At 62.3% G+C, this 14779-nt stretch carries 9 protein-coding genes; 3 read left to right on the forward strand and 6 right to left on the reverse strand.

Translation table 11 applies throughout. From position 1 onward, the window contains the following. Nucleotides 1-12 precede the first annotated feature (12 nt). Complete coding sequence (gene rpoC, locus J8C01_RS01205; RefSeq protein WP_211432114.1) at nt 13-4218, forward strand: DNA-directed RNA polymerase subunit beta'; 4206 nt, start codon at nt 13-15, stop codon at nt 4216-4218. A gap of 137 nt (nt 4219-4355) precedes the next feature. After that, nucleotides 4356-6002: a class I adenylate-forming enzyme family protein gene (locus tag J8C01_RS01210; RefSeq protein ID WP_211432115.1), complete on the forward strand. Its 1647-nt coding sequence runs from the start codon at nt 4356-4358 to the stop codon at nt 6000-6002. Here the strand turns inward: J8C01_RS01210 and J8C01_RS01215 are convergent. From J8C01_RS01215 to J8C01_RS01235, 5 genes are all read right to left on the reverse strand, one after another. Next, the gene (locus J8C01_RS01215; protein WP_211432116.1) at nt 5963-6184 is read right to left on the reverse strand and encodes a DUF5522 domain-containing protein; all 222 of its coding nucleotides are present in this window, start codon (nt 6182-6184) and stop codon (nt 5963-5965) included. The genes J8C01_RS01210 and J8C01_RS01215 overlap by 40 nt on opposite strands. A gap of 33 nt (nt 6185-6217) precedes the next feature. Further along, nucleotides 6218-7459: a glycosyltransferase gene (locus tag J8C01_RS01220; protein WP_211432117.1), complete on the reverse strand. Its 1242-nt coding sequence runs from the start codon at nt 7457-7459 to the stop codon at nt 6218-6220. Beyond that, nucleotides 7456-8601, reverse strand: a complete 1146-nt coding sequence (locus J8C01_RS01225) for a glycerate kinase (RefSeq protein ID WP_211432118.1) — start codon at nt 8599-8601, stop codon at nt 7456-7458. The genes J8C01_RS01220 and J8C01_RS01225 overlap by 4 nt, the downstream gene beginning before the upstream one ends. A 4-nt stretch (nt 8602-8605) precedes the next feature. After that, the gene (locus J8C01_RS01230) at nt 8606-10369 is read right to left on the reverse strand and encodes an ATP-binding protein (protein ID WP_211432119.1); all 1764 of its coding nucleotides are present in this window, start codon (nt 10367-10369) and stop codon (nt 8606-8608) included. A 143-nt stretch (nt 10370-10512) separates the two neighbouring features. Continuing rightward, complete coding sequence (locus J8C01_RS01235; protein ID WP_211432120.1) at nt 10513-12222, reverse strand: hypothetical protein; 1710 nt, start codon at nt 12220-12222, stop codon at nt 10513-10515. A gap of 45 nt (nt 12223-12267) precedes the next feature. Between J8C01_RS01235 and J8C01_RS01240 the strand changes: the two genes are divergently transcribed. Next, complete coding sequence (locus tag J8C01_RS01240) at nt 12268-13845, forward strand: hypothetical protein (RefSeq protein WP_211432121.1); 1578 nt, start codon at nt 12268-12270, stop codon at nt 13843-13845. Nucleotides 13846-13882: 37 nt separating this feature from the next. On the opposite strand, the gene J8C01_RS01245 is transcribed toward J8C01_RS01240, so the two are convergent. Continuing rightward, nucleotides 13883-14740: a hypothetical protein gene (locus J8C01_RS01245; protein ID WP_014098755.1), complete on the reverse strand. Its 858-nt coding sequence runs from the start codon at nt 14738-14740 to the stop codon at nt 13883-13885. Nucleotides 14741-14779 lie beyond the last annotated feature (39 nt).

A 14779-nucleotide genomic window follows, 5' to 3' on the forward strand; every position in this document is an offset into this window, starting at 1 on the left:
TGGAGGTCATTCATGCTCAGACATCAGGACAAGCCAACCGTCGCGCCCGACTTTGAAGCCATTCGGATTTCGCTCGCCTCACCGGAAAAGATACGTTCGTGGTCGTACGGTGAAGTGACCAAGCCGGAAACCATCAACTACCGAACGTTCAAGCCGGAGCGGGACGGTCTGTTTTGCGCCCGTATTTTCGGCCCCATCACGGACTGGGAGTGTCTGTGCGGCAAATACAAACGCATGAAATACCGGGGCGTGGTCTGCGACAAGTGCGGGGTCGAAGTCACCCTGTCGCGTGTGCGCCGGGAACGGCTCGGTCACATCGAGCTGGCGTCGCCCTGCTCCCACGTCTGGTTTTTCAAGGGGCTGCCCAGCCGGATTGGACATCTGCTTGATATTCCCCTGCGTGATCTGGAAAAGGTGCTCTACTACGAGTCCTACATCGTGGTGGATGCCGGCGAAATGACCGACATCAAGGAAAAGGACCTGCTGACCGACGAGCAGTACCGCAAGCTGTTTGACGCCTATCCCGGACAGTTCATTGCGCGCATGGGGGCAGAGGCCATCAAAACCCTTCTCGAACGGGTGGACTGCACAGCGCTCTCCGAAGAACTGCGGCAGAAGATGCGCGAGGAAACCTCCCAGCAGAAAAAACTCAAGCTGGCCAAACGGCTCAAGGTCGTGGATGCCTTCCGGCGGTCTGGCAACCGGCCGGAATGGATGATTCTGGATGTCATCCCGGTCATTCCGCCGGAGTTGCGTCCGCTCGTGCCGCTCGACGGCGGGCGCTTTGCGACTTCTGACCTCAATGACCTCTACCGGCGCGTCATCAACCGGAACAACCGCCTGCGCAAACTGCTCGACCTGAAAGCGCCGGAAGTCATTGTCCGCAACGAAAAGCGCATGCTTCAGGAAGCTGTGGACGCACTGTTTGACAACGGCCGCCGGGGGCGCGTGCTGCGCGGGGCGAACAACCGTCCGCTCAAGTCGCTGTCGGATACGCTCAAGGGCAAGACCGGCCGGTTTCGGCAGAACCTGCTCGGCAAGCGCGTGGACTACTCCGGGCGGTCGGTCATTGTTGTCGGGCCCGAACTTAAGCTCCATCAGTGCGGGCTGCCGAAGAAAATGGCCTTGGAGCTGTTCAAGCCTTTCATTTACCACCAGCTTGAAAAACAGAAGTACGCCCAGACGATCAAGCAAGCTAAGGAAATGGTGGACCGGCAGGTGCCGGAGGTGTGGGACATCCTCGAAGAGGTCATCCGGGAGCATCCGGTGCTGCTCAACCGCGCGCCGACGCTCCACCGTCTGGGCATTCAGGCCTTCGAGCCGGTGCTGGTGGAAGGCAAGGCCATCAAGATTCATCCGCTGGTGTGCACCGCCTTCAACGCCGACTTCGACGGCGACCAGATGGCCGTGCACATTCCGCTTTCCCACGAAGCGCAAATCGAAGCCATGGTTCTGATGCGCGCCGACAACAACATCCTGTCCCCGGCCAATGGGCAACCGATTGCCGTGCCGACGCAGGATATTGTCTTGGGGTGCTACTACCTCACCTATGAGCGCGCTGACGACCCGAAGGGCGGCCGCACCTTTGCCACGCTGGATGATGTGGTCATTGCCCATGACGCCGGCATCGTCAACACGCAATCACCCATCAAGCTGCGCTACGAAGGCGTGCTCATTGACCTGGAGCAGGAACGCAACCAGCAGGACCTGCTGCGCGCCACCCCACGCCACGTCCGGCAGGTTATCAGCACGACAGTCGGGCGCGTGATCTTCAACCAGGCCCTGCCGGAAGGTATGCCTTTCGTCAACGGGGTGCTCAAAAAGAAAGGGTTGCAGTCGCTGGTCAGCTACTGCCAGCTCCACCACGGCCTCGAAACCACGGTCAAGATGCTCGATTCGCTCAAGGCGATTGGCTTTCTCTATGCCACGAAGGCGGGTATCTCCATCGGCATTGATGATCTGGTAACGCCGCCGCGCAAAGCCGAACTCATTGCTGAAGCCGACCGCGAAGTGGCGCGCTTCCAGCGTGAATACGAGGAAGGCAGCATCACGGACGGCGAGCGGTACAACAAGGTGATCGCCACCTGGTCGCAGACGACGGAAGCCGTGGCCAAGGAAATGAACGAGGCCATGAAAGCGGCCGAGAAAAACAACAACGAACTCAACCCGATCATGGTCATGGCGGACTCCGGGGCGCGTGGTTCAGCGCAGCAGATTCGGCAGTTGGCCGGGATGCGTGGGCTGATGGCCAAACCGTCAGGAGAAATTATCGAAAAACCCATTCGCGCCAACTTCCGCGAAGGCCTCGACGTGCTGGAGTACTTCATCTCCACGCACGGTGCGCGCAAGGGGCTGGCGGATACGGCGCTCAAGACCGCCGACTCCGGCTATCTCACGCGCCGCCTGGTGGATGTGGCCCAGGATGTCATCGTGTCGGAGGAAGACTGTGGCACGATTCGCGGCATCTGGGTCGAAGCTATCAGTGAAGGTGGAGAAATCATCGAACCCCTGCGCGACCGAATCATCGGGCGGGTGGCCCTCGATGACATCGTTGACCCGGTGACAGGCGAAGTCATCGTACCTGCCAACCAGGAAATCACTGAAAAGCTCGCCTCCGACATTCAGGATGCTGGCGGTATCGAGCGCGTCAAACTGCGCTCAGTGCTGACCTGTGAAGCGCGCCGGGGTGTATGTGCCAAGTGCTATGGACGCAACCTGGCGACCGGAAAAATGGTTGAGTTGGGTGAGGCTGTCGGGGTAATTGCCGCGCAGTCCATCGGTGAACCGGGAACACAGCTCACCATGCGTACCTTCCACCTGGGCGGCGCAGTGACGGGTTCCTCCGAACAGTCTTCGCACGAAGCACGCAAGGCTGGACGGGTGAAGTTTGAAGACCTGCGGACGGTGAAGGGACGTGACGGCCGACTCGTCGCCATGAACCGCAATGGCTACATCGTCCTCATTGACGAAAACCGCAGCAACCGGGAAATCGGACGCTACCAGATTGTCTATGGCGCGCGTCTGACCGTCACGGATGGGCAGCTTGTGGACGAAGGCGACACGCTGGCCACCTGGGACCCCTACACCTTCTCCATCCTGACCGAGGTCGAAGGCACGGTGCGTTACCACGACCTCATCGAGGGGATCACCATTCAGGAAGACATTGATGCCAATACCGGCAACCGCAGCATGATCGTCCGTGAAGCCACGGATGAAAAGCGGCAGCCGCGTATTGAAATCATCGGCGAAGACGGCAAGACGGTTCTCAAAGCCTACCAGATGCCAGTACGTGCCAACCTGAGTGTCCGCCAGGGGGACCGGGTGATGCCCGGCGACGTGATCGCCAAGATTCCACGTGAATCCACCCGCGCCAAAGACATCACCGGTGGTCTGCCCCGGATTACCGAACTGTTTGAAGCCCGGAAACCCCGCGAGACAGCCGTGATGGCCGAAATTGATGGCGTCGTCAAGTTCGGTAACGTCGTCAAAGGGCAGCGCAAGGTGCAGATCATTGGTGACGACGGTGAAACGCGCGAATACTCGATTCCGAAGGGCGTCAACATGTTCATCCAGGAAGGCGACCGGGTCAAAGCCGGCGAGCCGCTGGTGGATGGCCCGCTCAATCCGCACGACATCCTCGCCATCCAGGGGATGGATGCCCTGCAGCGGTATCTCGTCAATGAAATCCAGGAAGTCTATCGCCTCCAGGGCGTCAACATTGCCGACAAGCACATCGAAGTCATCGTGCGGCAGATGCTGCGATGGGTGCGCGTCAAGGAGGTGGGCGATACCGACTTCCTCATTGATGAACAGGTGGATCGCTTCCGCTTTGAGGACGAAAACAACCGCGTGATCGCCGCTGGCGGGCAGCCGGCCACGGCCGAGCCGCTCCTGCTGGGCATCACCAAGGCTTCGCTTTCGACCGAAAGCTTCATCTCGGCGGCAAGTTTCCAGGAAACGACGCGCGTTCTGACGGAAGCCGCCATTTCGGGCCGCGTGGATTACCTGCGCGGTCTCAAGGAAAACGTCATCATGGGGCGGCTCATCCCGGCCGGGACCGGCATGGAATACTATCGGCGCATTCGCCTGTACGAGGAAAAACCCTTCGTCACAGAGGAAGAGATCACCGAGGCTTCGGCCTACAACTTCGACGATGCTATGACGCAGATCGCCGAAACGGACATCCAGGTTCGCAAGGCCGCCAAGGGGAGCGAATAGCGCAGAGAACGGGGGATATTTTCTCCGGTGACGGACGGCGTGCGTCCGGGTTACGATGCCCGGCGCGCGCTTTTTTGTCTGTTTTGACCGCGCCATGCCCTGTTCCTGCAACCTTCTTTGCGGAGGCAACGGCAATCATGCCAACCGGAGATGAACCGCGCCGTCTGGCGCAGCAGCTACGCGAAGGAACTGCGCCGGTGCTTGAAGCGCCTGCGATTGGAAGCTGGCTACAGTCCTGGGCCCGTCAGCAACCGACGGCGACGGCGTTGGTCGCCTACGACGCTGAAGGGCAACGTACGGCGCTGAGCTACGCGGAGTTGTGGGAAGCTGTCCAGGCCGGCGTCGCCGCCCTGCGGGCGCAGGGTATCGCCCCCGGCGACCGGGTGGCCACACTGGCTCACAATGACGGTGAAACCGTTGTGGCCTATCTCGCCATCTGGACGCTTGGCGCATGTGTGGCGCCGGTCAACATGACCGAAGATGCGGAGCGGCGGCGCTTCATCGTCGGGCACGCCGAAGCCCGGCTGCTGCTCGCGCTGGATGATTACCTGTCCGAAGCCCACGAACTGGCGCGTCAAATTCCGGCGGTGCGGAGTGTCCTCGAACTTCAGGGCGGACGGTGGCGGGCCGCCTTTGCCGGTGCCGGCAATGTGGAGCCGGAGTGCGCACCGGAGCGGGAAGCCCTGATTGTCTATACCTCGGGCACGACCGGTGCGCCAAAGGGGGTGGTGCTCACGCAGGCCAACCTGCTGCTTGATGCCCAAGCGCTGCGTGACTGGAACGGCGTCACCCGGCAGGATGGGCTGATGTGCGTTCTGCCCATCCACCACGTCAACGGCATTGTGGTCACGCTGCTGACGCCGCTGGTTGCCGGTGCGCGGGCGGTCCTCAATCACCGGTTTTCGCCGGCGACCTTCTGGCCGCGCCTTGTGGCGGAGCAGGTACGCATTGTGAGCGTCGTTCCGACACTGCTTGCCTTCTTGCTGGAGCGTCGCCAGCACTTCCTGCCGGAAGCCAAGGCGTTTCTTTCGCACGTCATCTGCGGGGCCGGGCCGCTGACCGTCGAACTGGCACGCCAGTTTGAAGACACCTTTGGCATCCGGGTGCTCCACGGGTACGGGCTGAGTGAAACAACCTGCTACTCGACGATGCTGCCGCTGGACCTGCCGCCGGACGAACACCGGCACTGGATGCAGGCCCTGGGCTTTCCTTCCATCGGGGTGGCCCTGCCGGTCTGCAACGTGGCCATTCACGACGCCACGGGGCAGCCCCTGCCGCCGGGCGTCCGGGGGGAAATCGTCGTGTGCGGGCCGACCGTCATGGTCGGGTATTTCAAGCGCCCGGAAGCGAATGCTGATGCCTTTGCCCACGGCTGGTTTCGGACGGGCGACGAGGGCTTCTACGAGCGCGATGCCCAGGGGCGCGCCTTTTTCTTCATCACCGGACGCATCAAGGAACTCATCATCCGGGGTGGAGTGAACCTGTCGCCTTTTGAGATTGACGCCGTGCTTTCCCACATTCCCGGTGTGAAATGCGGGCTGGCCGTCGGCTTTGAAAACCGCTGGTATGGCGAGGAAGTCGGGGCTTATGTCGTTTTGGAGGAAGGCGTCCAGCTTGACGCTGAAACCATCCTGCGGGCGGCGCGGGAGCGGCTGCCCTTCCACAAGTCGCCCAAAGTCGTCGTGTTTGGCACGGAAATCCCCGTGACTTCCACGGGCAAATACCAGCGCAACAAACTGAAGGCTTACTTTGAACCGTGGCGTGATGCCCAGTTCACCGCATAGGCCGGCTGATCGTGGGCGGGCGTGGACAGTTCCGGCTGCGGCTGCCGGGATGCCGGCTGGTCGCGGTAGGGGCAGTGACGGCAGCCCGAACCACAGCAGCGCCCACGGGCCAGAAGATACCGCGCCGTAAAGACGTAACGGCCGTTTTCAAGGTAGTAGTCGTCGCCTTCGATGAGCGCCATCCCGCTTGACCGATGGGCCGGTGAACGCGGCCATTATGGACAGTCTGTGGGGACGGACGGCGGCGTGCGCCAGAGAATTTCGGTTTGCTGCGCCGAAATGAGCCGGTAGGCAATTCCGCGCCAGATGACCACCCGGCGGAACAGCGACACGACCGTATTGGCAGCATACAGCATGGCCGTCGGGATGTGGAGACAGCAAAACAGGATGCGCCGCCGCCAGTCGCCGATGTGCTGCGCGCCGAGCGCCTGCCGGACGGCCAGCAGGGACAGGGCATCATCCAGCCCGCCGAGCAGCCACAGCCCGACCAGTCCCAGGTGGGCTGTCGACAGCACACCGGCCCAGGCATCCCGCAGCCCTTCCAGCCCGATGCCGAGGACGACGAGCGTAAAGAAGCCGTACCAGAGCAGGGCAATGCGCCACATCGTCGGGTGATAGATGCGGGTGATGAGGATTTGCCGGGTCGTAAACTCCCACAAATCGCGCCAGCCAAGGCCATCGGATGAGGCCACAAGACAGGTTGGAACAAACACCATCCGTCGCCGGTGGGCGCGCAGAGCGGCGCTGGCAACGTAGTCATCGCTGAGTGTTCCACGCCATCGTTCGGCCAAGCGGAGTTGTGCGAACGTCGCCCGCCGGAGCGCCATCGAGCCGCCCCAGACAAAGCTCGATCCGCCGGGTTTGAGGTTGGTCAGGATGACGGTGTTCCAGTGTGCGCGCCACAGGCTGGGCAGATCAGCGTTGTCCAGCGAGTACCACCGCATGCCGCTGGTCGCGCCAACCTGCTCATCGCCAAGGGGTGCGACCAGTTCGCGCAACCAGTCGGGCGGGATTTCGATGTCGGAGTCGAGAAACGCCAGCACTTCACTGTCCGGCCGGGCGGCTGCCACACCAGCCAGCAGGTTGTGAACTTTCTGACCGCTGTCGGTGGCCAGCCCGGCGACAACAAGGCGGAGGCGTCCGGGATGTTGCTGCACCCATTGGGAAAGCTGCTGATAAGCCGGATCGGTCTCGCTTTCGACGACAAACACCACCTCGTAGTCGGGAAAGTCGAGAGCTGACAGACGCGGCAGGCTGCGACGCAGTCCGTCGTCATCACCCTTGCACGGCGCAATGACGGTCACAAAGGGCGCGTAGTCCTTGGGATGCGTCCGTGCGGCAACGAAGCGTCGCACACAGGCAAGGAGCTGGAAGCCTTCCCAGAGCCGAAGCAGGGCGCGGCCCAGCAGCGGTAGCAGCAGCAGGTCAAACCCGTGTGTGACCAGTCCTCCGGTCATAGGGTCTGACCACTCGGCTTCAGCGCCATACCGGCCAGGGCCCTGGCGACACAGCCGGACAGCGTGCGGACGGCCTGGTTGGGTGCATGGGGCGGAAGTTCATAAACGGCCGTAAACCCGGCGGCGCGCCACTGCGCTTCGGTCAACCGGACGCGCCCGGCAAAGGCCACCACCGGCAGGTGGCGCTGCGCGCCCAGTGCAGCCAGAAATCCCGTGGATTTGCCTTGAAGCGACTGTTTATCAAGCTGGCCTTCCCCGGTGAGCAGAGCCGTTGCACGTGTCAGTTCGGCCTGGAAACGCGGGTGTTCGGTCAGCCAGCGTGCCCCCAGTGTTCGTTCGGCACCGAGCCAGGCAACCAAAGCAAAGGCCGTACCGCCGGCCGCGCCAGTACCGGGAAGGTCGCGGACGCGGCGACCGGTCGTGGCTTCAAGGACATCCGCCCAGTGGTGCATGTTGGCTTCGAGCTGCGGCAGTTCGTCGGGCGTCGCGCCCTTTTGTTCGGCAAAGGTATGGACCGCGCCGCTGGGGCCGAGCAGCGGATGCAGCACGTCGCAGGCGACGATGAGATGACCGCCGCGCGCCCGGAAGGTTTCCGGCGGGCTGTCCGGTTCGGGAGCTTCAATCCGCTCCACCTGACTGAGGCCTGCATTGCCGGGAGGCACCGGGCTGCCATGGCGGTCAAGCAGCCGGACACCAAGCGCCTGCAACACCCCGGCGCCGCCGTCCATCGTCGCCGTGTCGCCCAAGCCAAGCACGATGGTGTGCACCTGTGGGCGCGCCATGATGGACCGGAGCAGTTCGCCCGTCCCGCGACTGGAGAGGTGCGCCGGGCGCCGGGCGGTTTCCGGCACGAGATCAAGCCCCGACGCCATCGCCATTTCGGCATAGGCTGTCCCGTCTTCGCCCAGAAGAAACGTGACCGGAATACGCCTTCCAACCGGTGGGTGCACGTTCGTCTGGTGTTTCCGCAGGTGTGGGGAGAGGCGGCGAATGGCATCGAGAAAGCCGCGCCCGCCGTCACTCATCGGAAAGCTTGTGGAGTCGAGCGTTGGATGGGCGCGATGCAAGCCCAAGGCTATGGCCCGGGCCGCCTGCACGGATGAAAGCGTACCTTTGAACCCGTTGGGAGCGATGAGGATCACGCGCTTATTCAGGCTTCTTTTCGGTCAGGACCTGTTTGACAGCATGCAGGAGTTCATTTTCGCTGAAGGGCTTGGCCAGAAACACCGTGTCCAGCGGCAAATCGGTAGCCCGGTCGCGGGCCCCAAAGGAGCCGCTTATCAGGATGCACCGGCAGTTTGGATATTCTCTGGCCATATCCTGAAAGACGCGCTGGGCACCTCCTTCCGGTAGGATGTCATCCGTGACAAGCAGGTGAATGGGTTTTCCGCTCTGCGCCACGATGTGGTGGAGCGCCTCTTCGGCCGTTTGGGCCGAGAGAACCTTGAATCCAGCGTCAGTCAGCCACTCGCAGACGAGTTCGAGCAGGTCCGGTTCATCTTCGACGACGAGCGCCGTCAGACCGACGTAGTTGCCGGTCGGACGCCAGGACAGACGCGCTCTGGGCACCAGGCTCGGATCGGCTTCGGCTATGGGCAGGAACAGGTAAAACGTCGTTCCCAACCCCAGTTTGGACTCCACTTCAATAAAGCCACCGGCTTCGGTCACACAGCCATAGACGGCCGCCAGGCCGAGACCCGTGCCTTTACCGGCTGGTTTGGTGGTGAAAAAGGGTTCAAAAAGCCGGTGGCGCGTTTCAGCGCTCATACCAATGCCGGTATCGGAAACTTCAATGACGGCGTAAGCGCCGGGAGTGGGCGGTGTCGCACAGGCCCGGATGCGTTCCGGGGAGGGAATAAGTTGGTCTTCCGTGAGGAAATGGTGGGTCGTCTTTACGGTCAACACTCCACCCTCCGGCATGGCGTCCCGGGCGTTGACGATGAGGTTGAGGAGGCACTGCGAGAGCTGTCCGGCATCTATGGACACGAACAACGCTTCTGGATGAAGCTGTCTGGTAAACGTCACCCGCGCTGACAGGATACGTTCGGCCAGAAGCGCCGTCTCGGTCACGATGGGATTGATGTCCTGCACGAGGGCAACGGAGTCGCTTTTGCGGCTGAAAATCATAAGCTGCCGCACGAGTTCAGCGCCGCGCTTGGCGGCTGTGAGGATGGCTGACCGCTGCTTGGCAAGGCGGGCGTCGAGCTGGCTGGACCGCGCCCCTATCATTTCGGCATAGCCCTGGATGACGGACAGGATGTTGTTAAAGTTGTGGGCCACGCCGGAGGTCAGTTGCCCGATGGCTTCCAGGCGCTGCATGCGCCGGAACTGCTCTTCCCGCTGTTGCCGGCCGAAGGTTTCTTCGGCCACGGCGACACAAAATTCCCTGGCGCACAGCTCCAGACGGGCCAGGGAGAGGTGCACACTGATGGGGACACCCGCTTTGGTCTGATGCCGCCAGGCCACCGGCTGGGTGAACCTTTCCATCGCCACTTTCTGGCAGGGGGCCTGCACAAGGTAGTCCTGCCAGGCAACAGCCGTATCTGTCGTGGCCAGTTGCCGCACATCCATCCCCACCCACTCATCGGCTGGATAGCCATAGAGTTCCAGTGCGGCAACGTTTCCGTACTCAATCTTCAGGTTTTGAGGGTCGAACGACCAGACTGGCAGCGGAAAGTGGTCGAAAAGCCGGTGCCATGTCCGGGTTGTCAGGGAGGCTTCAAGTGCCTGTAACTGTTCGTCCTGCAGGGCCGCCAACAGGTCTCCGGCACGCATCAGGGTGGATGGAGACAGGTTTCCTGCTTCAAGCAGGGCAGCCAAGGCTTCGTGGTGAAGACCGGCAAGCTGCATCCGGTTCTGGAGAAGTGTGGGCGGAAGTTGTGGCTTCAGCGCTGCCAGCGTTGCTGCCATGTCAAGCTGGTTGCTGAGATAGGCGTTCAGAGAACGAGCGTATGCGGTACGGAGTACGTCAGGGAAGGGCATTACTGTGTCAGGACGGCCAGAACGGTCAGGGATGGAAGACTACACTGTGTCTTACATCCAGGCAATAAGACCTATGGGCCTGTAGCCGCTTGATTCGAATGGGGAGAAACACCAATCAGGCAGCCAGCCGTGCCGGGCAGGGAGGTCAGGCGTAAGCCATAGGCCAGCAGTCCACAGCCGACGGCCCCAGCCGTGAGGGTGCCGAACAACCACCAGCACAGCGGAATCGGTTGCCGTTCGCGGGGTTGGCGGGGCATCCAGATGGGCCACGGGCGGCCGACGTAAAACACCTCAAAGTTGAGCGCCCACAGCGGGACATCGTCCGCCCACTCAGGTGACAGCCCAAAGATGCAATAGGTGTTGGTGTCGTCGTAGGGGCCGGGCCGAAACCAGCAGGCTTTGTCCCGTGCCGACGGGTTGACCGGATCGAGCAGTTCCGCCGGCCGCGCCAGCAGTGCGCTTTCCCGGAAGTAAAAGCCCGGGTCCGTCGCCCAGAAGTATGGCGGCAGACAGCGTTCCAGAAAGAACCGCTGGTGGTCGAGGCTCAATCCCAGCGCCTGCACCCCCAGCCCGACAGCGACGATGACCGCAGCCCCCCAACCCATCACCGTGTGTGAGGGCAGAAAGGCAAAGGTCAGTGACCACAGCGGCAGAATGGGTAACAGATACCGCGGCCCCCAGCACCAGTCGCCGCCGTAAAACGAGATGCACCCGATGAAGCCGACGAGGACCACCGAGGCTGCCAGGGTCATCCGCGCCACCATGGGCGCGTGTGCCCGCAACCCGGCATAGCCAAAGAACGCCAGAAAGATCGGCGGGCTGTACCACAGCACCCCTTTGCCGGGGCTGATGAGGAGTCCCGGCACACCGTAGAGCGGATTGCCCCAGAAGGAAGGATGTCCGGGAATGTCGAACTTGCCAGTGGCGAGGAAATGCCCGAAACGGAGCGTGTTATAGACCCCGAAGACCACCAGCCCAACGCCGCAGGCCAGACTGAAGGCCGTGATGCGTTGCAGTGAAGCGCGTCCGGCGTCCGTCTTCCAGAAGTCCGTCCAGAGGTGGGTCAGCCAGGGACGCAGGTCGCCAGACCAGGGAGGCCAGGTAACGTTCACCCGCGAACACATCAGCGCCAGAAAGGGCCACAGCAGCACGAGGTGTTCGACAAAGTTGACCAGCCAGCCGGCGCACAGCCCCCCGGCAAGGGCATACCTCACCGACTGCCGCTGGGCGCTGCGATAGGCGCACCAGGCAGCGCACAGGACGAAAAACGCCTGCTGGAGGTTGTCAAACGTCGTCGTGGCGCCAATAAACGTCAATGTGGCAAAGGCATTGACCAGTGTCCACACCACGGCGCGACCGGGAGAAACGCCAAGGTCAAGCAGAAAGAAAAACAGCACTACGGCCAATCCCGCGCCAACAAGGGCGCAGGTGAGGGAAAACAGAAAACGCTGGCGTTCGCCTTTCCAGTCGTCGCCGATTTTGCCGAGGGCTACAAGTGGCACGCCCATTGCCGAAGCACCCAGACCATAGTGGCTATACAGCCGCCGGTCTTTTCCCCGAACGCCAATCCACTGGAGCGCCGGGTCGCGCAGGGTCGGTTGTCCGGCTTCCACCAAGCTGCGCGCCACCTCGAAGCGGCACTGACCGTCAATGATGTCAATCCGGCCGGGACTCATCAGGACATAGACCGCCCCGACGAACAAAAACAGCCCGGCAGCCAGCCAATGCGCACAGGATTTCACAAAAAACAATCGTGGAGACGACAGGATTTGAGCTTGCATTCGGGTTTTGGGCGCAAGTATAGTGCACGCCCATGAGGTTTGCCCATGCCTGCTTTCATACACTGTGGCCCCTCACTGTGGCCCCTGCCGCGCTGGGCTGTGGCCGGGGCTTGTGCGCTGGCCGTTGCGCTGCCTCTGTGGACAACACCGTTCCCACCAGTCACCGACCTGCCCCAGCACGTTGCCCAGGTGCGGCTGTGGTTTGAAACCCTGGCCGGAATGCCACACCCGGACGGAACGCGCTACATCATTCAGTGGTGGACGCCCTACAGCCTGACCTACTGGCTCATGGGCGGATTATGGCAGGTGTTGCCGCCGGTGCGCGTCGGGCAGGCGATGTTGCTGTTGCAGGCGCTCGGTTGGGTGTTTCTGGTGCACTGGCTGGCGGCCCGGCGGCAACGCTCGGCGGCTGCGGCGGCCCTGGCCACGACCCTGTTTTTCAACCATACGCTGTACTGGGGGTTTGTCAGCTTCATGACCGGTGGCCCCCTGTTTCTGCTGTGGGTTCACACAACGGCCCGGGACGCTCCTCTGACACGCCGCCGGCAACTGCTTCTGGTGAGCCTGGCAGCGTTACTCTATGCCGCCCATGCGCTGTGGTTTGCCATGGCGCTGCTGTGGTTTGGGGTAATGGCGTGGGGATTGCGACGCCCCTGGCGCACGGTGCTGCACAACGGCCTGTGGCTGCTGCCGCTCGCGGCGCTGGCGGCACTGATGTACAGCCGGATTGGCTATGCCACGACCCTGGTGGGGCACAAAACCATATGGCGCGTGCCGGTGGTCGGGCGGCTGTTCACCCCGTGGTTGCCGGAATCGGTCTATGGCGGCCTGAGCGGTCCCGTGGAGCCGCTGGCGCTGGCCGGGGTGGGGCTGTGGCTGGTTGCCGGATTGGTCCGGCATCGGCGCCAGTGGCGGTCCGCCAGCGATCCGGTCTGGCTGCTGGCTGGCGGGCTGTGCCTGGCCGCCGGGTTGCTGCTGCCTTACCAGTATCAGTACACCATTGAGTTTGCCGAACGCTGGATGCCAGCCGCCGTAACCTGTCTGCTGCTCGGCGCACCGGCTTTGGATGTACCACCGCCCGGCAGCGACACCCGTTCTGTTCCGGCTTGGCCGCGCGCCGTCGCCACAGCGGGCTGTGTCGTCTTCTGCGGCTGGACGGCGCTGGTCTGGCAGGCGTTTCAGCGCGACTACCTGCCCGGTCTGCCCGAAGCGCTGGCGGCGCTTCCGTCCCAACCGCGTGTCGTCGGGCTGGATTTCGTCAAGGAAATTCCGGGCTTCCAGCGGCCTCCGCTGATGCAGATGCCTGCCTATGCCCAGGTGCTGCACGGCGGCGCCTACAGCCTGTCCTTTGCCAAGTTTCCGCAGAGCTTTGTGCGCTATGAAACGGATGCCGTGGTGCGCTGGACGGATGGCCTTGAATGGTCACCCGAACGCCTGACGGAGCGTGACCTGGACTACTTTGATTTTGTGCTGGCCGTGGGCGACCGCTGGGCGCACGAGCGTTTGCAGACGAAGTTTCCCCGGCTTCAGCCCGTCACCGGCGACGACCACACTCCCTGGCGGCTGTACCGCATTGGCGCCCACGCCCGGCACACGCTCATCGTCAGTGAGCATCCCCGATGACACAACGGGAAACACCTGGGGACCCGCCCGTTGCTGTTTACTCGTACTGTTCCTGCCGCCCACGCGGCGAAGGCTGGAAGCTTTCGGGATAGTTGGCGCTCTCGATGAGGTTGAGTCCCGACAGGGCCGGCGCGGATTCCTCCAGAATTTGCTTGGTGATTTCGATATTGGCGAGCAGTTCGTCGAAGTCCAGGTCCGTCGCGCCCGCCCCGTCCAAGGCCGTCATGGTCACGATGTGGTCGTTGATCAGGCTGAACCGGTTTTCAATCGCCTGAAGTTGGGCCTCGACCCGGCGGACGCTGCGCTCGATTTCATCAAAGGTTTTGAGGCGGCGGCGGAGAACATCCAGGTTGTGTTCGAGCAGGGGGCGGGTGGCTGCATCGGCTGTGGTCATCTGGCGCTCAATCTGGATGATCTGGTTTTGAATGGCATTCCGGTTGACCGACCGCAGGTGGGTTTTGCGCCGCCGATAGACATCAAGCAGGTCAACGAACTGCTCCCACATCGTATCCAGGCACTGGATGGATTCCGGGAGTTTTTCGAGTTTGGTGAACTTGAGATAGTTTTCGTAGATTTTGCTTTTCTGGAAGCGCAGATATTCGACCATTTCACGGTCGCGCGGCTCGAAGGTGCGGATGAGTTCTTCCCGCTGCCGCCGCCGAAGCATCTGCCGCTGCCGGGCCGCCCGGCGTTCGACGAGTCGCCGGTAGGCAGTCATTGCCGGAACGACCGTCAGATAGGTGGCTTCCAGCGCCGCACCCGCCACGAGCGGTATCCAGTCTTGGGTGTAGGCGGCCGCCGACAGAAAGAGCACCATTGTCCAGATGTTGTAGGGTTCGCCAGCGGCTTCCTTGACGTAGTTGATTCTTGAGGTAGCAGAGGTCAACCCACTCATGACACTTTGACCTGGATGCGGCCTGTGGTTGCTCGGTGA

This window comes from Chloracidobacterium sp. D (assembly GCF_018304685.1).
GTDB lineage: Bacteria > Acidobacteriota > Blastocatellia > Chloracidobacteriales > Chloracidobacteriaceae > Chloracidobacterium > Chloracidobacterium thermophilum.